The organism is Denitromonas ohlonensis (assembly GCF_007625205.1).
Taxonomy (GTDB): domain Bacteria; phylum Pseudomonadota; class Gammaproteobacteria; order Burkholderiales; family Rhodocyclaceae; genus Nitrogeniibacter; species Nitrogeniibacter ohlonensis.
The window spans coordinates 135,238-157,426 of record NZ_VMNI01000012.1 but is presented as its reverse complement, the minus strand read 5'-3'; the positions used below and the strand labels follow the sequence as shown (position 1 = coordinate 157,426).

Sequence of the window (22,189 nt, the reverse complement as noted above, 5' to 3'; positions counted from 1 at the left end):
GTGATGCTTTCGGTCATCTTGCGCGAGCCTCGTGTTTGTCATACAAAGGATCCCTCCACACGGAAGGGCGAGGCTCGATTGTGACCACTCTTGCGCCGTCGCGGCAGCGGCGGCTTCTCCGCGTAGCGGCTTCGTCCAACACGAGCATCAATAGGGCGCGGCTAAGGCACTTCATCGGTAACGACAGCATATTTCGACGTTGAATGCACATGAGGTCACCTCACAAGCCAGGTCAAAAAGAAAATCTTTTACGTAAAATCATGAAATAAAACAAAAGCATGGAGGTGCTACGTTCCCATTTCTCGCCGCGCCTGAACTGTCAATTTGACCCTAGAGGCAAAATGTCACCTCATCAAGCGACATTTGTCATTTACGTCTCCAATACGCTGCCTGCCTGACGAACGGGAACTCACCGGGTATGTCCTGGCTCATTTTCCCCGGACACCGCGATAGGTCGGCGATGCCGGTCACGAGGGCAGGTCTAGAAATCCAACATCTGCGCCCATCCGAACTGTTTTGCCAAAAGTTCGGACAGACTGAGCCTGTCGCGGTCCGTGGTGGCGTGATTTACTTGCCGCTTCCCCGGATGCGCCAGGAGTCGACAGTGTGTGGCAACAGGCTGGGTTGTCGAACAGCCCGGAGGCTCGGGCGCACCACAGAGACCTTTCATGCCGTCTTTCAACACCGCCCCGGCCGTCGCGTGCGGGCAGCGCTTTTGTGATCCGATGCTGGCGACGTCGTCGTTGGCGCATGTCTTTGCAGGGCGCGCGGCTCAGCGCACCGCAGGTGCCATCGCTCACGACACGGTGCGCCAGCCATGACGAAAATTTCGCAACCCGCGGCACAAACCCTCCAACATCGCGCCGGCCCTCCGTCTGACGACCCTACCGCGAGCAGCGCCGATGCCTGGAGGGGCTTGGCAGCGGCGGCGGTCGTGGTGCTGTGCTGGTCGGGGTTCAACATCGTGTCGCGCTTTGGCAGCACGGGCGCGTTCACGCCGTACGACATGGCGGCGTTGCGCTACGCCGTGTCGGGCACGCTGGCGCTGCCGTTCTTCATTCGTGACATTCCGGTGGCGCACTATCTGCGCTATCTCACGCTGGCGCTCTTTGGTGGCTTGGGCTATGCGCTGTTCGCCTATTCGGGCTTTGCCCTGGCGCCAAGCACGCACGCCGGGGTGTTCGTCAATGGCGGCATTCCGTTCTGGACGGCCGTGCTGCTGGCGCTGACCACCGGCTTGCAGCGCTCGCGCAAGATCGTGGTGTCGCTCGTGCTGACGACCGCCGGGCTGGTACTGATCAGCGCCGAGAGCCTGTTCGCGCCGCTGGCGCAGGGGCAGTGGCTGGGCGATGTGCTGTTTTTGTGTGCGGCGGCCTCGTGGGCCATCTTTGGCTTGCTGGTGCGCCGCTGGCAACCGGGCGCGCGCAACGCGGTGGTCGGCATCGCCGGGTTTTCGAGTGTGATCTACCTGCCGATCTATTTCCTCTGGCTGCCCAAGACGATCCAGTCCGCCAGCTGGGGAGACCTCGCGCTGCAAGGCATCTACCAGGGCATCGTGGCCGCGCTGCTGGCCGCCGGCATGTATGCCTATGCCACTGCCCGGATCGGTGCCAGCCGCGCCTCAATGGCGCTGGCACTGGTGCCAGCGGTGTCGGCCGTTGGCGCCTATGCGCTGCTGGACGAACCGATCTCGCTGCTGGCCGGCATAGGCATTGTGGTGGTGTCCGCCGGCGCGGGTCTGGGGGCGTGGGCGCCACGGCGCAAGGCGCATGCTTGAGTTGCGCGGGAGGCCGGTTGGCGCCTGACATTTTTCAATGCAAGGCGGAAATCACGCCTATCAGAAAGCCCTGAGCGCTCGTCGCTGTCCTTCCGATTTTCGCAACTTTAAGCTTGCTTGAAACCATCCGCGCTGTCGAAGCGTCGCGTCGCCTCACGTAACGCCGCCGCCATGGCCGGCGCAAACGGGCTGTGACCGCAGCCGTCGACCAGTTGCAGCACGCTGCCGGGGCAGGCGGTGTGCACCGCGCGGGCGTTGTCGGGGTGGCAGATGCGATCTTGCGTGCCGTGCAGAATCGCCACCGGCAGCGCGGCCAGCGTCGTGGCCGCGTCGCGCCACCAATCGTTTTCTACAAAGCAGTGGTGATGCAGGTAGTGCGCCTGCACGCGGTATTTGTCGATGGCGGCGGCCAGTGCGTCGCCGGTGGGTGGGGTAAAGGGGGCGGTGGGGCCGTTGTCGAGGGCGTTTTCCCAGGCCATCCAGGCGGTGGTGAGGGCGGCTTGCTCGTTGGGGCGGGCGGTGAGCAGGGCGGCGGGGAGCCAATGGGCGAGCTTGGATCGCGCGCCCGGCGGCGCAAGGGCGGCGAGTCGGGCGTGAATGGCGGGGGCGTGGGGCTGGCCGTCATCGAAGAAGCGGCGCAGGTCGTCGGCCGAGCCGAGGAAGACGCCGCGCAGGATGACGCCGAGGCAGGCGCTGCGGTGGGCGGCGCCATAGGCCATCGCCAGCGTGGCGCCCCAGGAGCCGCCGAATATCAGCCAGCGGTCGATGCCCAGGTGCTGGCGGATGCGCTCGATGTCGGCGACCAGATGCCCGGTGGTGTTGTGGGCGAGGCCGCCGCGCGGGGTGCTGCGGCCGCAGCCGCGCTGGTCGAACTGGATGATGTGGTAGCGCGTGGCGTCGAAGAACTGCCGGTGGCCGGCGCTCATGCCGCTGCCCGGCCCGCCGTGCAGGCAGATCACCGGCAGGCCATCGGACGCACCGCTTTGTTCGACATGCAGCTGGTGGCCGTCGCCGACGTCGAGCGAGAAGACGGACCAGGGGGCGGGTGGGGTAGGCATGGCCTTCATGCTAGTGCGTGGTGGCGGGATTGTCTGCACTGGCGTGGGTCGGGATTGATCCCGCCAAGGGCTGGCGTCTTGGCACGGTGACCCAGCTTCGACCGTCGCTGGCCGGATGAATCCGGCCCTACGAGGAAGGGTCGCCACGCACGGTCGGGATGATTGGCCGGATGAATCCGGTCCTGCGGGGCGATGCCGCTGCTGCGTAGGGCGGGTTTCAACCTGCCATCGGTGTGAGCGGCGGGCCTCATGAAAATCTGTAGGCGCGAGTCCACATTCCACGGATGTGTCGCTTGCCGTGTGCCGGCATGCTGGGCTCACGTGGCGCTTAGTCGCCGCGATCCACCCACAAACACCGGAGAGACACTATGAAATGGGAAACCCCGACCGCCGCCGATTTTCGTTTCGGCTTTGAAATCACCATGTACATCGCTTCGCGCTAAGCCGGCGAGGTCCGCGGGCGATGCTCGCGGACCGGCTGATCAACGATCATGAAACTACGCGTTCTCGGCGCCGGCGCTGGCGGTGGCTTTCCGCAGTGGAACTGCAACTGCCCCAATTGTGCGGGCCTGCGCAGCGGCAGCATCCGCGCCACGGCGCGCACGCAATCGTCGATCATCGTCAGCGGCGATGACGAACACTGGGCGCTGTTCAACGCCTCGCCCGACATCCTCACGCAGATCCAGCGCTGCCCGGTGCTGCAACCGGGGCGGGCGCTACGCGACACCGGCATTGCCGCCATCGTGCTGATCGACGCGCAGATCGACCACACCACCGGCCTCTACATGCTGCGCGAACACCGCCAGCCGCATGCGCTGTGGTGCACCCGCCCGGTGCGCGACGACCTCAGCGCCGGCAACCCGCTGTTTGGCGTGCTCGAACACTATTGCGGCATCGACTGGCACGAGATCGCCCTCGGGCAGGACTTCGTAATCGACGCCATCACCGGCCTGCGCTTTAGCGCGCTGCCGCTAACCAGCAACGCGCCGCCTTATTCGCCGCGGCGCGACCGCCCCGAACCGGGCGACAACATCGGCGTGACCATCACCGACACCCGCAGCGGCCGCCGGCTGTTTTACGCGCCCGGCCTGGGCGAGATGGAAGACGCGGTGTGGGCTGCCATGCAGGCCGCTGACGTGGTGCTGGTGGACGGCACCTTGTGGACCGACGACGAGATGATCCGCCTCGGCGCCTCGGCCAAGACCTCGCGCGCCATGGGCCACATGCCGCAGTCCGGCCCGGACGGCATGCTCGAATGGCTCGACCGACTGCCGGCGAGCACGCGCAAGATTCTCATCCACATCAACAACACCAACCCCATCCTCAATGAAGACAGCGCCGAGCGCGCCGAGCTGGCGCGTCACGGCATCGAGGTGGCTTTCGACGGGATGGAGATCGCGCTGTGAGAAGCGCCGCCGCGCTGAGCCTCGCGCTGGCCTGCGCGCCTGCGGCGGCCGTGCTCGATGAAGACACGCTGGCCGACATCGTCAGCAGACCGAGCACGGGCCTCTACAAGGGCTATGCCGAGTTCAAGATGGCCCACTATGCCGAGGCGCGGCAGATCTGGACGGCGCTGGCGGAGCGCGGGGTGGCCGAGGCGTGGTTCAACCTTGGCTTGCTGGCCGAAGACGGATTGGGTGAGGCGCAAGATGCGGTGCGCGCCCTGATGTGCTACACCCGCGGCGCCGAGGGCGGCTCAAGCAAAGCGCAGTACCGGCTCGCCCAACTCTATCTGGAAGGGCGCCTCGTTGCCGCCGACCCGGCCCGTGCCGAACACTGGCTGGCTCGCGCCGCCGCGCTGGGCGACGATGGCGCAGCCGCGCAACTGGCGGCGTTGCGTCGCGGTGTGCCGGATGACCCCTATCTGGCAGCGCGCCGGCTTGAATCAACCGGCGAAGCGGCGACGGCGGCGCAGCACTATGCACGTTTGTCAGATACGGGTGATCTGCGCGCCCGCACCCGGCTGGCCTGGCTGTATGAGGCGGGCCGTGGTGTGCCCCGCGACCTGGCACGGGCAGCCGATCTGTTCGAATCCGCCGCGCGCGGCGGCGAGGCCGAGGCACAGTTTGCCCTGTCCGTGATGCTGCGTACCGGCGTTGGCCGCGCGCAGGACCTGGCCGCCGCCGATGCTTGGCTGGCCAAGGCGGTGGCGGCGGGCTACCCCGAGGCCGTGTCCCTGCAACACGAGCGCGACACCGCCCCGACTCTCGAGGAGACGCCCCGATGAAACACGACGACATCCCCACGCCGCACCTGGCCGCCATCGCTGGCGAAGCACCGTGGAGTACGCAGGATTTCGAAGCCCGGCTGCGCGAGAAGGGCACCAGCTACCACATCTACCACCCCTTCCACGTGATGATGGCCGAGGGCAAGCTGACTCAGGCGCAGCTGCAGCGCTGGGTGGCCAACCGCTATCTGTATCAGGTGGCGATCCCGGTCAAGGACGCCAACATCCTCGCCAACTGCCCTGACCGCGACATCCGCCGCGAGTGGATCCAGCGCATTCTCGATCATGACGGTTATGCCATCGGCGGCGTGCAGGACGATGGCGGCATCGAGGCGTGGATTCGCCTCGGCGAGGCGGTGGGCCTGAGTCGTGACGACGTGGTGTCCGAGCGGCTGGTGTCGCCGGCGGCGCGCTTCGCGGTCGATGCCTATGTGACGTTCGCTCGTCAGCGCCCCTGGCAGGACGCCGTGGCCTCCAGCCTCACCGAGCTGTTCGCGCCGCACATTCACCAGCAGCGCCTCGACACCTGGCCGGAGAAGTATCCGTGGATCGAAACCGAGGGTCTGCAGTATTTTCGCAACCGGCTCACCCAGGCGCGTCGCGACGTGGCCCACGGCCTGCGTTTCACGCTCGACTACTTCGGCCAGAACCGCGCCCTGCAGCAACGCGCGCTCGACATCCTGCAGTTCAAGCTCGATGTGCTGTGGTCGCTGGCTGACGCGATCATGCTGCAAAGCTGCGAGATCGAGATCCAGGGGCCGAAAGCATGAACGCCGACGCCAACCCCCGTCTGTCCAGCCACTTCCGCATGCAGTGGGAGGACGCTCAGCAGGCCTGGGTGCTGCTCTACCCTGAGGGCATGGTCAAGCTCAACGCCAGCGCGGCCGAGATCCTCAAGCGCTGCGACGGCAGCCGCGACGTGCCGGCGCTGGTCGCCGATCTCGAAACTGCGTTTGACGCCACCGGGCTGGAGCCCGACGTACGCGCCTTTCTCGATATGGCGCGACAGCAGCAGTGGGTGGCGTGATGCTTGCGCGAATCGACCGGGGGATGGCGGATGCGCTGCGCTTATCCGCCCTACGGCGGCGATTGGGTAGGGCGGATAAGCGCAGCGCATCCGCCGCCTCTCGAGGGAGGACGACACCATGACCGCCACCGACCGCCCCGGCCCGCCGCTGTGGCTGCTCGCCGAGCTCACCTACCGCTGCCCGCTGCACTGCGCCTTTTGCTACAACCCGGTGGACTTCGCGCGCACCAGCGCTGAAGACGAACTCGACACCGAAGCCTGGCTGCGCGTGCTGAACGAAGCGCGCGCGCTGGGCAGCGTGCAGTGCGGCTTTTCGGGCGGCGAGCCGCTGGTGCGCGACGACCTCGAAGTGCTGGTGGCCGAAGCGCATCGCCTCGGCTACTACACCAATCTGCTCACCTCCGGCGTCGGCCTCACCGAAGACCGCGCCGAGGCGCTCAAGCGCGCCGGGCTCGACCACATCCAGCTCTCGTTTCAGGACACCACAAAAGAGCTGAACGACTTTCTGTCGCACACGCGCACCTTCGATCTCAAACAGAAAGTGGCGCACACCATCAAGGCCAACGGCTGGCCGATGGTGATGAATTGCGTCATCCACCGGCTCAACATCGACCACATCGGCGAGATCATCGAGATGGCGGTGGCGCTCGGCGCCGAGTATCTGGAGCTGGCCAACAACCAGTATTACTCGTGGGCGCTGCTCAACCGCGACCAGCTGCTGCCCTCGCGCGAACAGCTAGAGCGCGCCGAACGCATCACTAATGAATACCGCGCCAAGCTTGGCGACAAGCTCCGCATCTTCTTCGTGGTGCCGGACTACTACGAAACCCGCCCCAAAAAATGCATGAACGGCTGGGGCAATGTCTTTCTCACCGTCACCCCCGACGGCACCGCGTTGCCTTGCCACACCGCCAAGATGCTGCCGGGGCTGGCGTTTCCGAACGTGCGCGAGATGAGCGTGGGCGAGATCTGGTATGACTCGGAAGGCTTCAACCGCTATCGCGGCGATGGCTGGATGAGCGATACCTGCAAGACCTGCCCGGACAAGGAAAAAGACCTCGGCGGCTGCCGCTGCCAGGCCTTCATGCTGGCCGGTGACGCCGCCGCGCCCGACCCCGTGTGCGACAAATCGCCGGCGCATCAGGTGGTGCTCGACGCCGTCGCCCGCGCCCAGCAGCCGGGCGCCGTGACCACTGCGCCGCTGGTTTTCCGCGACCCGAAAGCCTCGCGGCAGATCGCACCGTAGGGCGGATAAGCGCAGCGCATCCGCCTGCGGCTTATCCGCCCTACGGCAGGCGTGTTGCGACGACGCGCATGCGCACCGTGACCGCATCGGCCACCTGCAATGCGCCGCCGAAGACCGACATCGGGGTGATACCGAAGTCACGCTGACGGATATCGAAACTGGCCTTGGCGGTTAACGTGTTGCCGTTCTGCGCCACCGTCACCGGCACGTCCACATCGCGCGCCACGCCGCGCAGGGTGAGGCGCACCGTGACCGTTGGCGTGGGCAGGGCGCCGCGGACGCTCACCGCGTCGATCGCGACCTCGGGGTGGTGTTCCGCATCAAGCACCCGCGCGCCGAGCATGTTGCGGCGGGTGCCGGCGATGGCATCGGCAGAGGGCAGCACCGCGAAGCCCTCGCCTTCGTCGCGACGTGCGCCGGGCGGGTCGACCTCGAAAGACGCCACCGGCAGGCGCAGTGAAAACTGCGTGCGGGTTAGATCAGGCGTCAGCGCGATCTCGCCGTCGATTTGCCGCGCCACGATCACATGGTTGTGCCCCAGCGCCGCCAGTCGCCCGGCCCGGTAGACCACAAAGCGCACGTCCGAGCGCGCGCTCGCCACCTGGTAGCGCACCGCGTCGGGTGCGGGTTCGGTCAGTGGCGTCTCCGCGGCGCGGGTGTCGGCCGGCGGGGGCGGGGCGGGCGTGGTGCAGGCGGTGAGCCACAGTGCGGCGAGCAGGCGGGGCAGATGTCGCATGGATGGCATCGTCCGCCATCCGGCCGCTCGGGCGCAAGGGCGTCGAGCGGCCTGTCGGTGCCAGCGCCTGCCCTGACGGCCGCGCGTGACGCATGCCTGCGTGGCGTCGCGGCGCTGCATAGTATGATGCCCTACCCTCCGTTGTGGTCCGGCCATGCCCCCCTACCGTCATCGTCTCTTCAACCACAGCCGACTGCTGCTGATCCTGGGGCTCCTGCTCACCGTCGGTTTTCTGGTGACCTCGTTCATCAGCTATGAAGTCTCCAAGCGCTCCATTCTTGAGGCCATCGTCGAGCAGAGCCTGCCGCTGACCTCCAGCAACATCTACTCCGAGATCCAGAAGGACCTGGTGCGGCCGGTGCTCATTTCCTCGACCATGGCGCACGACACCTTCCTGCGTCGCTGGGTCTTGCAGGGCGAGGCCGATGTCGAGGAGATGACGCACTATCTGCGGGAGGTCAGGCAGCGCTACGGGGCTTTCGCGAGCTTCTTCGTGTCGGAACGCAGCGGGATCTATTACACCGGCGACGGCGTTCTCAAGCAGATATCGCCCGACGAGCCGCGCGACGCCTGGTATTACCGCACCCGCGCCCTGACGGAAGACTACGAGATCAACGTCGACCCCGACCTGGCCAATCAGGATGCGCTGACCATCTTCATCAACTACCGGGTCTACGATTTCGACGGCAACTACATCGGCGCCACCGGCATCGGCCTGACGGTAGACGCCGTGCGCCGGCTGGTTACCGAGCATCAGCAACGCTTCAATCGCAAGATCTACTTCGTCAATAAGGCCGGCAAGGTGGTGCTGGTGGGCAACAGCACCAAGGCGCTGAACGTCGATCTGCACGACGGCGCCGGCATCGGGCCGCAGCTAGAGCACATCCTGGCCGCAGAGAGCGGCTCCTACCAGTATGCGGACGCCGACGGCAACACGCAGATCCTGCAGGTGAACTACCTGCCGGAGCTGAAGTGGTACCTGTTCGTCGAGCAGGGCCAGGATGCCGCGCTGGACGGCATCCAGAGAACGCTGTGGATCAATATCCTGATCAGCCTGCTGATCACGGCGGTCGTGATCAGCCTCGCCCACGTGGCGCTGAGGAACTACCAGCATCGCATCGAGGAGATGGCGACCATCGACAAGCTGACCGGCCTGCTCAATCGCAACGCCTTCACCATGCTGATGAAGAAGCTGCTGGCCGACCACAAGCGCGATCCGCAGCCCATGGCCTTCCTGCTCGCCGATATCGACTTTTTCAAGCAAATCAACGATCGCCATGGCCACATGGCCGGCGACGAGGTGCTGGCCGGCATCGCCAAACGGCTGCTCGACGCCCTGCGCGAATCCGACCTGGTGGTGCGCTGGGGTGGCGAGGAGTTGCTTATCCTGCTGCGCCACTGCGACCTGAGCGAAGCTCTGCGGATCGCCGAGAGCCTGCGCCGGGGCATCGGTGAGGAAGCCTTTGCCGTCAATGGCCAGGCGATTCCGGTCACGATCAGCATCGGCGTTGCCGCGTACCATGCCGGAGAGACGACCGAGCAGGCGGTCAGCCGCGCCGACGCCGCGCTCTACCAGGCCAAGAACGCAGGCCGGAACCGCGTCTGCGTGGCGCCCGAGGCATAGGCCAGCGATCGCGGCACGATGCGTCGGCGGGCGTTCGCTGGTGTCGCCTCACTGCGTGGCGGGCGGTTTCGGCAGCGGGTGCGGGTACATGCCGCCTTCGATTCGCTTGAGCTCGGCGATGCGGTCCATGCGCCCCGGCTTGATCAGCGGGCCGAGTGAGTCGAGATAGGGGTGGGTCTGGTCGCGCCAGTAGATGCTGAAGTCGCCCATGTGGTCGCGGAAGCTCTTGAGCGGCTGGCCGAGGCGCAGCGTGCCCAGCTCGCGGCTGCGGCGCACGCGGTCGATGTCCAGCTCGATCGGGATGATCTCTTCGTTGTTCTGCGCCTGATACTGCACCCGGCCATCCGGCCCGGTGATGATCGAGCGGCCGCTGCCGCCGGCGTCGAGGCCGTTCACATCGAACAGGTAGCACTGGTTGATCGTGCTCATGGCCTGCGCGATGGCCAGCTCGTTGTCGCGGTCGATGGTGCCGGTCAGCGTGGGGTGGAGGATGACCTCGGCGCCCATCACCGCCAGCGTGCGGATGGTCTCGGGGAACCACATGTCGTAGCAGATCGACACGCCGAAACGGCCCACGTCCGGCACATCGAACACACAGTATTCCAGCCCCGGCGTCACGCCCTCTTCATACGGGTAGAAGGGGAACATCTTGCGGTAGCGCGCGACGACCTCGCCCTGCGGGTTGATGACCGAGGCGGTGTTGTAGATCTTGTCGCCGCTCTTCTCAAAGATCGACCCCGGCAGCAGCCAGATGCCGTACTTGCGGGCCATTTCCTGCATTTCGGCTTCGAAGTCGCACGGAAACTCGCGCGCGGCATAGGTCAGCGGGCCAAAGGCGCACAGCTCGCTGAACATCACCATCTGCACCCACGGGTACAGATTCATGGTGATGTCGAGCTTGAGCTTCATGCGCTCGACGTTTGACTCGATGGCCGAGACATTCATCTGGATGCCGGCAATGGCAAAAGGCTTCATGTGCACTCTCCTGAATTCGGGTCGTCGCGCCAGGCGGCAGGCCTGCTGGGCGCGGCATCGGCAGGCGCCACGAGCGCAGCAGGACCGATGGGGATGGCGGGGGCTGGATGGCCGCAGCACGGGGCGTTTTCTGGCCGTGCGGCTTTGCCCGCCCCGCAAAAATTGGGCCGTTCAGTCTAGCAGAGCACTTTCGGCAAATTGGTTTCCGAAACACCATCGACGGCTGACTACGGTAGGCGAGCACGTTCGCGCGCACGCCGCCATTGCCGCCACCGTCAAAGCCCCGGACAATGCCGGCATGGACCCACTCGTATTGCTTGTCATGGCCGGCCTCGCCGCCTACGCCCTCAAAACCCAGGACCAGCGCCGGCGCATCGCCCTGCTGGGCAACCACCTCCAGAACTACAGCCTCGAAAAGCACATGGAAACCCTCACCGAGGGCTATCTGCGCGCGCTGGGCGAAGACGATGCCGAGCGTCGCGAACAGATCTGGGGCCTCATGCGTGCCAACGAAACCGCACTGAGCGAGCAGCTCGGCCGGCTCGCCAATGACCTGAATCGGGCTGATGCCGATACCGTCCGTATCAGCAAGCTGGCCTGGGCGGTTCCCTTTGCCGATCGGCTGTTTCCGACGGCCACCTTCGATCTGCGCAAGGCGGTCAGCATTCACGCGCAAGGCGTTGCCAATGCGATTGAAGATTATCCGGCGCGCAGCGACAAGGACAAAGCCTTTACGGTGATGGCCGAGATGTATCTGTTTCAGCACACCTGCCACTGGTATTGCCGCTCGAAAACAGTCGCTAGCGCCCGGCTCATGGCGCGCCATAAAACCGCTTACGCGCAAGTGCTGGCCGCCGTGTCGCCCGACACCCGGCGTGCGTACACAAAATTGATTGAAGGATAGGACGGCGTGAGGCCTGCGCTGGCGCGTGCCCCGTCGTAGGGTGCGCGGCTTGCCGTCCACCAAGGCCGCATCACACCAGCGCCAGCATCCCGGCCGCTACTGCTACCAGCACTGGATAGATCAGCAGCGACACCCACAATCCGGCGCGGATCATCACCCGTTGTGGCACATGACCGCTGCCGAACACAATCGCGTTCGGCGGCGTGGCCACGGGCAACAGAAAGGCGCAGGAGGTGCCCACCGCCACCAGCACGGCGAGCGGGGTGGAATCAATCTGCGGTGCCAGGCCAATGAACAACGGGATCAGCAGCGCGGCGCTGGCGGTGTTGCTGGTGACTTCGGTAATCAGCATCGCGAAGAGGACCATCAGCGCCAGACAGACGAAGGCTGGCAGGGTTTCGAGCGGGCCGCCCAGTTGCGCCGCCAGCCAGGCCGCCGCGCCGCTTTCGGCCAGCGCGCGGCTCAGGGTGAGGCCGCCGCCGAAGAGCAGCAGCACGCCCCAGTCGGTGCTGCGCTCGACGGCCTTCCACTCGGTCAGGCGCAGGGCGTGCAGCATTACCAGTGCAAATACGGCCACGGCCGCATCGTAGCCGCGCCCCATTTCCAGCCAGACGTTCAGTGGCGCGCCAAATACCCACAGCAGCACGGTGGCGCCGAACAGCGCCAGCATCTGTTTTTGCGGCCGGGGCCACGCGGCTTGTGGTGGTGGCAGTTCGACTTCGGCACTCAGATCGGGCTTGAGCGCAAAGCGCAGCGCGACTTCCATCAAAGGCATCAGCACCAGCACCAGCGGCAACCCCCACACCAGCCAGCCGGCAAAGCCCAGCCCCACTTGTGCGGCGGCGATGGCATTGGGCGGGCTGCCGACCAGCGTGCCGATACCGCCGATGTTGGCCGAAAAGGCGACGCCGAGCAGCACATACAGATAGGCCGAGCGATAGCGTTCGATGGGCAGCGAGGCCAGCAAACCCAGCGCCAGCGGCAGCATCATGGCCGCCGTGGCGGTGTTGCTGATCCACATCGATAAAAAGGCGGTGAGCCCGAACAGCCAGCGCGCGGCGTGATCCAGCCGGTTGCCGGCGCGGCGGATGACTTGCGCGGCCATCCAGCGATCCAGCCCCTGCCGCTGCAAGCCGGCAGCCAGGGCGAAGCCGCCGAGGAACAGGAAAATGACCGGGTCGGCGAACTGCCGGAGTGCGCCGTCGAAGGGCAGCACGCCGCTCACCGCCGCCAGCAAGGGCACGAGCACGGCGGTGACGCTCACATGCAGCGCCTCGGTGGTCCACAGCCAGGCGATGGTCGCCACCAGCGCCAGCCCGCCGCCGGTGGCGCCAAGCGAGGGGGTGAGTGCCAGATTCAGGCCGAGGAAGAGGCCGACGGCGATACCGAGATTGAAAGTGCGCATGCGCTGCGTCCGGGGGGTGGGGCAAGGGCGCCCGGGGGCAGTCTACGCGAACGGGGGCACGACTTCACCCGCGGCGAATGGCCGCTTGGTCGGGGGGCACGATATGCCACAGGGTGCCGTTCGGCGGTTCGTGGCGGGCTGCGCTTCAGTTGTTCCGCGGGGGTTCGTTATCCTGAATCAAGCTTTGCTCGGTTTCGCATTGACCCTGAAGGGGCTGCGTGAGAGCCTTGCCGCCCGCTAAATACCAACAATACGATCAGGGAGTGCTTGTGGCTGTTGAATGTGTGCGCGACGTGGGGTTTCGCCGCGTGCTGCCGATGTGCGCAATGGTGTTGTGCGTCTTTGCAGGGCGTGTCGAGGCCAGTGAGGCCGACGCCTTTTTCGAGGAGGTTCCACTGGTGCTCACCGCGTCGCGACTGGCGCAGTCGCCCATGCTGGCGCCCGCGCCGGTCACGTTGATCGACCGCGAAATGATCGAGGCCTCGGGCTTTACCGAGATCCACGACTTGCTGCGTCTGGTGCCCGGTTTCCAGGTGGCCGACTGGCCGGGAGGCTCGCCCACGGTGGCCAACCATGGCATTGGCGATGCCTACGATCGGCGCATCAAGGTGCTGGTCGATGGACGGACGGTCAATAACCCGATCTGGGGCGACACCCAGTGGGACAACCTCACCATTCGCGTCGACGACATCGAGCGCATCGAGGTCGTGCGCTCGGCCAACGGCGGCGCCTATGGCGCCAATGCGTTCCAGGGCGTGGTCAACATCATCACCCGCTCGCCGGTCACCGAAGACGGCTACAGCGTGATCTCCCGTTTCGGCGTGGACGGCTTTTACGACCATGGCGTGCGCGTCAATGGGCCGGCGGATTCGCCCGTGGCCTGGCGGCTGTCGGCATCGACCCGCAGCGCGGCGACCTTCGAGTCCTTTGTCCGGAGCAATGGCGAAAACGAGATGCAGGAAGCGTTCTCGCGCGAAGTTCTCAATCTCCAGCTGGTCAGCCAGATCAACCCGCAGGACCGGCTCAGCCTGCATTTTGGTGTCAGCCAGGGGGTGGACAATCGGGGCTACCCGGAGATGGGTACGCGGCTGCGTAACTTCCAGCTCGACCCGGTGCAGGATGGCGACATCCGCAACCAGACGGTGCACGCCGCCTGGACGCGCAGCTATAGCACCACCTCCGAACTGTCGCTGCAGTACTTCTACCAGGGCCAGCAGGCCCGCCGGGCGTGGGAGATTGACGTGCGCAAGGTCGGCGAGGCGCGAGACGGCACGATCCATGCCGACCGCGACATCGACGTCAGCGTCAACAGCCTCGAAGTCCAGTTGAGTGGCCAGATCCTGCCGTCGGTGGAGGCCCTGATCGGTGCCGGCGCGCGCCACGAGCGGGTGCGCTCGGCCGCCTATTTCGACACCGATGCGGCACTCACTGCCACCTACTGGCAGACCTTCGGCAACCTCACCTGGCAGGCGACCGATGCCCTGGCGCTGAACCTCGGCGGCACTTACGAGCACCATGACTACAGCGGAAAGTTGTTTTCCCCGCGCGTGGCCATCAACTACGCCCTCACGCCGACCGCCGGGTTGCGCGTGTCCGCCGGCAAAGCCTACCGGGCGCCCTCATTGATCGAATCGCACGGCCTCGAGACCCTGCGCGAGGACGGCTCGATCGTGAATATCGGCTACAACGCCGCGCAGCCGGTCGACCCCGAAGAGATGCGCTTCTTCGAGATCGGACTCGTGGCCCGGCCGATGAAAGGCCTGTCGGTCGATGTGCGCGTGTTCCGCGAAGCCTATTCGGGCTATCTCGACAGCCAGAGCTGCCGGCTGCCGACGGCCGCGGTGCCGGTGCCGTCCAAAGAGCGCTGCAGCGATGTCGGTGTCTTCCCGCCGGCCGACTGGTCGGCCGCCAACGCGCTGACCTACCAGAGCGCCAAGACCAAGCGATTTCTCAACCTGGGCAATTTCGTCGCCAAGGGCGGCGAATACACCGTCGACTGGCGCCGGAAAGGCTGGGGCCGGGTGGTGTTCTCGCAGGCCTACATCACGCTCAACGCCAGCGATGACCTGGTCGATCGCGACATCGAACTGAGCGCACCGCAGGTGACCACCTCGCTGCTGTTCATGAAAGACCTGCCCGAGCGCTGGCGCGCCAGCCTCGGCTACTACCACAACGACGACATGTACTGGCTCAACCAGGGCGACCGCGTGCCCAATCGCGACCGCATTGACCTGCGCCTCGCTAAACGCTTCGGCCCGCCGGGGGCCGAGAACGAATTCGCCCTGGTGATGCAGAACCTGGGTGAGATCGCGACCGAGTTCCACGAAGGGCGCTACCGCCACGAACCGTTGATCTACGCCAGCCTGCGGCTGGTGTGGTGAGGGCGTTGGCGCGCGCCGGCCGCCGGGTCGGCGCACGCCACGCTCAGCCGCGGAACACCGACACCCCGCCATCCACAACCATCGCCGAGCCGGTGACGAAGGCCGCCGCGTCGGAGGCCAGGTAGAGCGCCGCTGAGGCGATCTCCTCCGGTTGCGCCAGCCGGCCCAGCGCGTGCAGGCCGGTCACATGGGCCAGCGCCTCGGGCGAATTGGCCACCGTCCGCCCCATCGGCGTGTCCGTGCCGCCGGGCAGAATTGCGTTAGCGCGGATGGCATCCGGCCCGCATTCCGCCGCCAGCGCCTTCACCAGGCCCACCAGCCCGGCCTTGCTCGCCGCATAGGCCGCCATGCCCGCGAATGCCGTCGTGCTGCCCACAACCGATGAGGTAAAGATCAGCGCGCCACCCCCACGCCGCCGCATCGCCGGGATCTGCGCCCGCGCCGCATAGAAGGCGCTCGACAGGTTCACCGTCAGCGTCTCGTGCCAGCCGGCCAGCGGCAGCTCTGGCGTCGGCCCCATGGCGCCCAGCGTGCCCGCGTTGTTGAAGGCGATGTCCAGCCCGCCGAAGCGGTCCACCGTGGCATCCACCAACTGCTGCGCAAACGCCGCGTCCGCCGCCTCGCCGGCCAGCGCATACGCCGTGCCGCCGGCCGCGCCGATCTCGTCAACCACCGCATCCAGCACCTCCTGCCGCCGCGCCGTCACCACCACCCGCGCACCGGCCCCGGCAAACGCCAGCGCCGCCGCCCGGCCAATGCCCGAACTGGCGCCCGTCACAATCGTGATCTTGTCCTGTAGCGAAAACATGATGTGTCCCTGCTGTGTTGAGGAAGCATCAGTCTGCGACGCTGGCCGGCGGGAGGTACGCGCTTGGCGGACGTGGAATTGGGCGATGCTGTAAGGTCGGCACAGGCCAGACGGTCTTATAGGTCAAGGAGAACGCCCATGTCGAAACCCCGTACCCACACGCGCCGTCTGGCCCTCGGCCTGACCCTCGCCCTCGGCCTTTCCGCCGCCGCCCACGCCCGCGACATCCAGTCCATGGTGGTGGCCGGTGGCTGCTTCTGGTGTGTCGAATCCGACTTCGAGTCCGTCCCCGGCGTGCTCGAAGCCGTCTCCGGTTACACCGGTGGCCATACCGAGAACCCCACCTACAAACAGGTCACCGGTGGCAACACCGGCCACTACGAAGCGGTCAAGATCAGCTACGACGCCGACGTGGTCGGCTACCAGCGGCTCATCCACCTGTTCTTCCGCTCCATCGATCCCACCGATGCCGGCGGCCAGTTCTGCGACCGCGGCAGCAGCTATCGCACCGCCATCTTCGTCGCCAACGACGAACAGCGCGCCATCGCCAAGGCCGAGCTCGATGCCGCCCAGAAAGAACTCGGGAAGCCCATCGTCACCCCCATCCTCGACGCAGCGCCCTTCACCGTCGCCGAGGACTACCACCAGGACTACTACAAGGGCGGCGGCTGGACGCTCACCCGCCGCGGCCCGAAGTCACAGATCGAGGCCTACAACTTCTACCGCCAGAGCTGCGGTCGGGATGCGCGGGTGAGTCAGTTGTGGGGGGCGGATGCGCCGTTTGTGCATCATGGGAAGTAGGGCGGGGTGGGCGCCGGCCGGTAGGGTGCAATAGGCGCAGCCGTATTGCACCGTTCAACCGTGGATCGATGCAATGCCCTTCGGCTACTGCACCCTGCCCTCGCTTAGTCCGCCGCCATCGCGCTCATATCCATCCACATCGCCTCCCACACGTGACCGTCCGGGTCCGCCAGATTGCGGTTGTACATGAAGCCGAGATCCTGCTTCGGATTGACGTCTGCCGTACCGCCGTTGGCCGCCGCCGCTGCGTTCATGGCGTCCACCGCCTCCCGACTGTCGCAGGAGATCGCGAGCATCACCTCGCTTGAGCTCGCCGGCGGAATCGGGCGCTGGGTGAACGTGCGCCATTTCTCATGCGTGAGCAGCATGACGTTGATCGTCTCACTCCACACCATGCAGGCGGCGGTCTCATCAGTGAATTGCGGGTTGTTCTTGAAGCCGAGTGCCGTGTAGAAGCTCATCGCCGCGGCAAGGTCGGTGACGGGCAGATTTACGAAGATCATTCGGGCCATGGTTCATGCTCCTGAGGGGTTGAACAAGCGGCAGCATCATGGGCTGCCGTCTTCTGGTCGACCGGTGCGCCACGATTTCGACACGGCGGGGCATGTTTCTGACTGTTTCGAGCGGTGCGCCACGTCCGTCGCGCAGTTGCGGCGAAGCGGAATGCGCTCGGTTATCGGCCGCACCATTGCATTTCGCACGGCACGCCATCGTGGTTGCCATCCATCTTCACGTTCGGGCAATTGCGCAAAAAGAAGGTCGCCTCTTCGCAAGACGTCATCTGCGAGCAGTGCGTTCGACCGTCGCAATGGAATCTTGCCGGCGCGGCGGGTGTATCCGTTGTGGCGATAGGTTCCGGCGCCGCCGAAAACGAGCCGTCGTAACGGCTAAAGGCCTTGTAGCCATACGCGCCGATGGCAATCACCAGCATCAGCGGGACCAACTTCCCGAACAAGCCCGGTCGCCCAGGCTCTCGTGCGTCTTTGCGCGACGCCCGACGCACGGGCGCGCGATCCGGGCAGCGGACATTGACGGCGCGGGGTTTGCCGTCCTTGCTGAAGTCCGTCTCGAAGCTCATCCGCTCGCCGATGCTCGGCCGATCGCCATCGCGCGGGAACTCCGAAATATGGATAAAGACGTCCGGCCCGCCTTGGTTCGGGGTAATAAACCCGAAGCCGCGGTCGTCATTCCATTTGGTCAGCTTGCCTTCGGTGCGCATGGGGAAGGATTTGTCCGTTGGGTGGGGGGTAGAGCGGATAAGCGAAGCGTCTTCTGCCGGATGAGGTTCTTGGCGGATGACGCTGCGCTTATCCGCCCTACGCATGCTGTGCTCGCTGGGGCAGGGCATCGTATCGACCATTTTCGTCATCGTTGTACCGACGATGTCCAGTCTTCCGTCACCAACTTGAAAAGGAATGCGTCTAACCCCGAGATCTCTCCGTCGGGCCGCCCCGCCGCCGCCGGCACGCTCTCCGCCGCGTTCAGTTCTTGCGTGATGAAATCGTGAATCCGCGCGAAGCGTGGGCCTTCCTTTGCCTCGTCGGCGGCCATCTTCACCTTGAGCAGTGCGTTGATTTCGTCGAGCAGCGCCGGGTCGTTCACGGTGCCGGCCACCAGATCGGCGAAGCGCATGGGCGGGCGGCCGAGGCCGGCGTCCACCCAGTGCACCGCCAACAGGGGGCGCAACACGTAGAGGTATTTCTTGAGGCGCACCGTCTCGCCTTGCAGGTAGCCGCGGAAGTTCTTCTTCGCCATCGACAGGTAGTGGTAGCGCCCGCGCACCGGGTGGAAGAAGTCGGTCGCCAGCGCCTGCAAGGCCTGCCGGTGCGCGGCGTGCTCGCGATAGATCACCGGCGAGTCGAGCCATTCGAGCAAGGTGGGGTTCGACTTGTGCAGCAGTCCCAAGGCCTTGCGCAACTCCCAACCGCTCACGTCCAGTTCGTCGCTGATCGGCAGCTCGATCACATCGCGCCCCGCTTCGACGGTGAGGTACCAGGGCAACCGGGGCACATACACAAAGCGCACGTCGTAATCGCTATCCGGCGACGCAAACCCCCAGCCGCGACTGCCCGACTCGCACGCGAACAACACGCGCACGTCGTGCTCGCGTTCGATGGCGTCGAGGGCTTCGAGGACGCGGATGCGTACCGCGAAGTCGATGGGGTGGTCGGAGAGGACGGAGGTGAGGGGAGTCATGGGTGGGTTGTTGGGCCGGCTTTCAGGGCAAATCGTGAGCACATACGGTGCATTCCGTTTTGGTTAAAGCGCCCTACGAGTTCTGATCATTATTGTGCATTTCGTGATACTCCCATCTAAGAAAGTTCATTACTGTTGCGTATGTATTAAACACAAAAGATTTTAGTGATAGGAGGAGGCTAATCAGACTTCCGCCGACAATCACATAGCCTACTTTCGCTGCTGCATCTACGACGCACTCGCTTGCGGGAAGCCTGTATGCTAGCGAGGCGAACACTCCCCCAGGCTCACCAAGCAAAATGATCATTAAATACACCGCGGAGAAAAATAGATAAGAAATAAAAACGCCAATAAATGCGAAAAAATTATATTTTAGCGTTGGAAGCCCCGATGCCTTGTGCACATGATCCATCATTGCAAGCATCATTGTTGGTTTCGATATCGTTGCAAATATGGTAAATCCGGCTATCAAAAAACCCAAAGTCGTAACTGAAAAATTGAAGCCAAAATCCGCCCATCTGCGAACACTATGAAGCAGATATGCTTTATTTGGATTTAGTGCGAATGCATTTATTGCCAAGAGTGACATGCTGCAAATGACAAATATCACCTGAAACCTATTTGGCAAAATTTTTCTAGAAAGTACGTAGACATCCCAAAGCGACTTCTCACTTGTCAGATCGGACTCTTTGAATCGATACCGCATATTATAAACCATCAAGTATCGCCATTATCTTTTTTGCAACTCCATCAACTAGCTTAGGAATAACAATAATTCCTTTTTTTACCAAGCTATCGAATTGCTTATATTTGACATCAGCCGCGAGAACGGTATCTCTCGGTAGTTCCTGCAGCTCAACCGTCAGACTGAAATCCTCGTTCGTACCTTTTAACGTATCGCCCAGGATATCGTGGCCTTTTAATCGAACTTCAGAATTAGCAAGATTTGACGCCGCCTTGGCTTGCTCATATACCTTCTCTCCGTCCAGCCCTTCGCTTGAATTTGAAAAATTCACCTTAGCATTCTTGCTGTTCATTTCTCGACGGCGACGACCTAAATCAGTCCAAAAGTCGTCGTTATCGATTTCTTCGTCATTGGTCGGAAGCAACGTTATTGCAAGGCTGTCAATGTGCTTCAGTCTAGCTATGAAATCTTTTAGAGACTCTTTGTCCGACAGTGGAGTAACCCTCAGCTTTGGGTACGGAAACTCCTCAAGAATCGCCCGCTTTGAAACTCGCTCAGACTCGGGAATCAAAACTCGTTCAAGCTTTGCCTCTTCGTAGCGTTCGTTTACAAACTCAGCATGCCGGAGTTTCATAAACTTCTGACTTGTACTTTGAAAATTACTAATCGTAGGAGCTCCAGCAACCTCCTTGCAATAAACAAGCCTGTGATTATTTAGTATTAACAAGAAGGTTGAGCTCGGTGCGGTTTCAAGCTCTCCTTTATTTTCAATGAGCCCGCCACCACTGCGAAATATCTGATCTCGCTTAAGGGTAGTATTTTTTACTATCCTTCCCGCTACTCCCAATACAGGAATTGGAGGTGTCCGGTCTACTACGACCAACTTGGTGTCTAAGAAAAAATATTCGCCTTTTTCCCTTATTTTTCTAACGTACTTCATTTCATGAAACGAAGGCATTACTATTTCGTAAAATAAGTCCAGTAGTACTTTTTCATCTCCAAACTTCAATGTGAAGTTGTAAAACTCGAGTTTTTTTGTAAAAGCCACAACTATCTCCGAGAAAATTGTGCGAAGACTGTTTCACCCCTTCACACAAACCACCTGCTTCAGCGTGTGCACCACCGCCACCAGCGCGTCCTGCGCAGCCATGACGGCGTCGATATCCTTATACGCCATGGGGATTTCGTCAATCACCTCAAGATCCTTTCTGCATTCCACGCCTTCGGTGGCCTTGATCTGGTCTTCGATGGTGAAGCGCTTTTTGGCGGCGTTGCGGCTCATGGTGCGGCCTGCCCCGTGGCTGCAGGAGCAGAAGCTTTCCGGGTTGCCTTTGCCGCGCACGATGTAGCTGCGTGCGCCCATGGAGCCGGGAATAATGCCGAGCTGGCCTTTGTGGGCGGAGACGGCGCCTTTGCGGGTCACCAGCACGTCATGGCCGAAGTGGGTCTCGCGTTGCACGTAGTTGTGGTGGCAGTTGACGGCTTCTACGTCGGCCTCGAACGGTTTGGCGATGACGTCGCGGGCGGCGGCGACCACGTGGGCCATCATCACTTCGCGGTTCTTGCGGGCGAAGTCTTGCGCCCAGCCGACGGCGTCGACGTAGTCGTCGAAGTGTTGGGCGCCTTCGGTGAAGTAGGCGAGGTCGCGGTGGGGCAGGTTGGCGAGGTGTTGGCGCATGTCGGCCTGGGCGAGTTCGATGTAGTGGCGGCCGATGGCGTTGCCGACGCCGCGCGACCCGGAGTGGAGCATGAACCACACGCTGCCGGCCTCGTCGAGGCAGACTTCGATGAAGTGGTTGCCGGTGCCGAGCGTGCCGAGGTGGGCGTGGTTGTTGGTCTTTTCCAACCGGGGGGCCTTCTCGACGAGGCGGCGGAAGCCGGGCAGTAGCTGCCGCCAGGCGGCGTCGACGGCGGCGGGCGGTTTGGACCAGCTGCCGTGGTCGCGCTTGCCGCGGCGCATGTCGCGGCCGTGGGGCACCGCTTTTTCGATGGCGCTGCGCAGCGCGTGCAGATTGTCGGGCAGGTCGGCGGCGGTGAGCGTGGTGCGCACGGCCATCATGCCGCAGCCGATGTCGACACCGACCGCGGCGGGGATGATGGCGCCGAGGGTGGGGATGACGCTGCCGATGGTCGAGCCCTTGCCCAGATGCACGTCGGGCATCACCGCGAGGTGCTTGTAGATGAAGGGCAGGCGCGCGGTGTTGATGAGCTGCTCGCGGGCTTCGGGCTCGACGGGCACGCCGTGGGTCCACAGTTTGATGGGGGCGGCGCCGGGCGGGGTGAGGGTGTCGTGATCGGTCATGGTCGGGCTGCGCAGGCGTGGTTTTACCCGACTTTAC

At 64.0% G+C, this 22,189-nt stretch carries 22 protein-coding genes; 11 read left to right on the top strand and 11 right to left on the bottom strand.

Going from position 1 to position 22,189, the window contains the following annotated elements; all coding sequences use genetic code 11:
- Nucleotides 1-817: 817 nt before the first annotated feature.
- A complete protein-coding gene (locus tag FHP89_RS13310) occupies nucleotides 818-1,777 on the top strand; it encodes a DMT family transporter (RefSeq protein ID WP_144177622.1) in 960 nt (319 codons plus the stop codon).
- A gap of 107 nt (nucleotides 1,778-1,884) precedes the next feature.
- On the opposite strand, the gene FHP89_RS13305 is transcribed toward FHP89_RS13310, so the two are convergent.
- A complete protein-coding gene (locus tag FHP89_RS13305; protein ID WP_144177620.1) occupies nucleotides 1,885-2,835 on the bottom strand; it encodes an alpha/beta fold hydrolase in 951 nt (316 codons plus the stop codon).
- Nucleotides 2,836-3,203: 368 nt separating this feature from the next.
- Between FHP89_RS13305 and pqqA the strand changes: the two genes are divergently transcribed.
- From pqqA to pqqE, 6 genes are all read left to right on the top strand, one after another.
- The gene (gene pqqA, locus FHP89_RS21360; protein WP_144177666.1) at nucleotides 3,204-3,278 is read left to right on the top strand and encodes a pyrroloquinoline quinone precursor peptide PqqA; all 75 of its coding nucleotides are present in this window, start codon (nucleotides 3,204-3,206) and stop codon (nucleotides 3,276-3,278) included.
- 48 nt (nucleotides 3,279-3,326) lie between these two features.
- On the top strand, nucleotides 3,327-4,241 hold the full coding sequence (gene pqqB / locus FHP89_RS13295; protein WP_144177618.1) for a pyrroloquinoline quinone biosynthesis protein PqqB: 915 nt from the start codon (nucleotides 3,327-3,329) through the stop codon (nucleotides 4,239-4,241).
- Nucleotides 4,238-5,062: a tetratricopeptide repeat protein gene (locus FHP89_RS13290; protein ID WP_144177616.1), complete on the top strand. Its 825-nt coding sequence runs from the start codon at nucleotides 4,238-4,240 to the stop codon at nucleotides 5,060-5,062. The genes pqqB and FHP89_RS13290 overlap by 4 nt, the downstream gene beginning before the upstream one ends.
- Nucleotides 5,059-5,832 carry a pyrroloquinoline-quinone synthase PqqC gene (pqqC, locus tag FHP89_RS13285; RefSeq protein ID WP_144177614.1) on the top strand — a complete coding sequence of 258 codons (774 nt, stop codon included), beginning with the start codon at nucleotides 5,059-5,061 and terminating at the stop codon, nucleotides 5,830-5,832. Before FHP89_RS13290 ends, pqqC begins: the two co-directional genes overlap by 4 nt.
- Complete coding sequence (pqqD, locus tag FHP89_RS13280; RefSeq protein ID WP_144177612.1) at nucleotides 5,829-6,089, top strand: pyrroloquinoline quinone biosynthesis peptide chaperone PqqD; 261 nt, start codon at nucleotides 5,829-5,831, stop codon at nucleotides 6,087-6,089. The genes pqqC and pqqD overlap by 4 nt, the downstream gene beginning before the upstream one ends.
- Before the next feature lie 118 nt (nucleotides 6,090-6,207).
- Nucleotides 6,208-7,335, top strand: a complete 1,128-nt coding sequence (gene pqqE, locus FHP89_RS13275) for a pyrroloquinoline quinone biosynthesis protein PqqE (RefSeq protein ID WP_144177610.1) — start codon at nucleotides 6,208-6,210, stop codon at nucleotides 7,333-7,335.
- A gap of 40 nt (nucleotides 7,336-7,375) precedes the next feature.
- On the opposite strand, the gene FHP89_RS13270 is transcribed toward pqqE, so the two are convergent.
- Nucleotides 7,376-8,071, bottom strand: coding sequence for a YceI family protein (locus FHP89_RS13270; RefSeq protein ID WP_186300294.1), 696 nt, complete (start codon nucleotides 8,069-8,071; stop codon nucleotides 7,376-7,378).
- A 154-nt stretch (nucleotides 8,072-8,225) separates the two neighbouring features.
- Here FHP89_RS13270 and FHP89_RS13265 point away from each other — a divergent pair, with 154 nt between their 5' ends.
- Nucleotides 8,226-9,695, top strand: a complete 1,470-nt coding sequence (locus FHP89_RS13265) for a sensor domain-containing diguanylate cyclase (protein ID WP_144177606.1) — start codon at nucleotides 8,226-8,228, stop codon at nucleotides 9,693-9,695.
- 48 nt (nucleotides 9,696-9,743) lie between these two features.
- On the opposite strand, the gene FHP89_RS13260 is transcribed toward FHP89_RS13265, so the two are convergent.
- The gene (locus FHP89_RS13260; RefSeq protein ID WP_144177604.1) at nucleotides 9,744-10,670 is read right to left on the bottom strand and encodes a carbon-nitrogen hydrolase family protein; all 927 of its coding nucleotides are present in this window, start codon (nucleotides 10,668-10,670) and stop codon (nucleotides 9,744-9,746) included.
- A 298-nt stretch (nucleotides 10,671-10,968) separates the two neighbouring features.
- Between FHP89_RS13260 and FHP89_RS13255 the strand changes: the two genes are divergently transcribed.
- The gene (locus tag FHP89_RS13255; RefSeq protein WP_144177602.1) at nucleotides 10,969-11,574 is read left to right on the top strand and encodes a hypothetical protein; all 606 of its coding nucleotides are present in this window, start codon (nucleotides 10,969-10,971) and stop codon (nucleotides 11,572-11,574) included.
- 70 nt (nucleotides 11,575-11,644) lie between these two features.
- Here the strand turns inward: FHP89_RS13255 and FHP89_RS13250 are convergent, their stop codons facing one another.
- On the bottom strand, nucleotides 11,645-12,979 hold the full coding sequence (locus FHP89_RS13250; protein ID WP_144177600.1) for an SLC13 family permease: 1,335 nt from the start codon (nucleotides 12,977-12,979) through the stop codon (nucleotides 11,645-11,647).
- 269 nt (nucleotides 12,980-13,248) lie between these two features.
- On the opposite strand from FHP89_RS13250, the gene FHP89_RS13245 reads away from it, so the two are divergent.
- Entirely contained in the window at nucleotides 13,249-15,360 is a 2,112-nt protein-coding gene (locus tag FHP89_RS13245; RefSeq protein ID WP_260851594.1) for a TonB-dependent receptor plug domain-containing protein, read from the top strand.
- 43 nt (nucleotides 15,361-15,403) lie between these two features.
- On the opposite strand, the gene FHP89_RS13240 is transcribed toward FHP89_RS13245, so the two are convergent.
- Entirely contained in the window at nucleotides 15,404-16,168 is a 765-nt protein-coding gene (locus tag FHP89_RS13240; RefSeq protein ID WP_144177598.1) for an SDR family oxidoreductase, read from the bottom strand.
- 138 nt (nucleotides 16,169-16,306) lie between these two features.
- On the opposite strand from FHP89_RS13240, the gene msrA reads away from it, so the two are divergent.
- Entirely contained in the window at nucleotides 16,307-16,969 is a 663-nt protein-coding gene (msrA, locus tag FHP89_RS13235; protein WP_144177595.1) for a peptide-methionine (S)-S-oxide reductase MsrA, read from the top strand.
- 104 nt (nucleotides 16,970-17,073) lie between these two features.
- Here msrA and FHP89_RS13230 read toward each other — a convergent pair whose 3' ends face one another.
- The 6 genes from FHP89_RS13230 to FHP89_RS13205 all read right to left on the bottom strand — a co-directional run bounded on the left by FHP89_RS13230 (nucleotide 17,074) and on the right by FHP89_RS13205 (nucleotide 22,152).
- Nucleotides 17,074-17,481: a VOC family protein gene (locus FHP89_RS13230; protein WP_144177593.1), complete on the bottom strand. Its 408-nt coding sequence runs from the start codon at nucleotides 17,479-17,481 to the stop codon at nucleotides 17,074-17,076.
- Between the two features lie 161 nt (nucleotides 17,482-17,642).
- On the bottom strand, nucleotides 17,643-18,338 hold the full coding sequence (locus tag FHP89_RS13225; RefSeq protein WP_313792184.1) for a cold shock domain-containing protein: 696 nt from the start codon (nucleotides 18,336-18,338) through the stop codon (nucleotides 17,643-17,645).
- Nucleotides 18,335-19,165, bottom strand: a complete 831-nt coding sequence (locus tag FHP89_RS13220) for a nucleotidyltransferase domain-containing protein (RefSeq protein ID WP_144177591.1) — start codon at nucleotides 19,163-19,165, stop codon at nucleotides 18,335-18,337. The genes FHP89_RS13225 and FHP89_RS13220 overlap by 4 nt, the downstream gene beginning before the upstream one ends.
- A gap of 73 nt (nucleotides 19,166-19,238) precedes the next feature.
- On the bottom strand, nucleotides 19,239-19,883 hold the full coding sequence (locus FHP89_RS13215; RefSeq protein ID WP_222105395.1) for a hypothetical protein: 645 nt from the start codon (nucleotides 19,881-19,883) through the stop codon (nucleotides 19,239-19,241).
- Nucleotides 19,873-20,898 (bottom strand): hypothetical protein, encoded by a 1,026-nt coding sequence (locus FHP89_RS13210; RefSeq protein WP_186300293.1) that lies wholly within the window; start codon nucleotides 20,896-20,898, stop codon nucleotides 19,873-19,875. The genes FHP89_RS13215 and FHP89_RS13210 overlap by 11 nt, the downstream gene beginning before the upstream one ends.
- Before the next feature lie 33 nt (nucleotides 20,899-20,931).
- A complete protein-coding gene (locus tag FHP89_RS13205) occupies nucleotides 20,932-22,152 on the bottom strand; it encodes an RtcB family protein (RefSeq protein WP_144177590.1) in 1,221 nt (406 codons plus the stop codon).
- Between the last annotated feature and the right edge of the window lie 37 nt (nucleotides 22,153-22,189).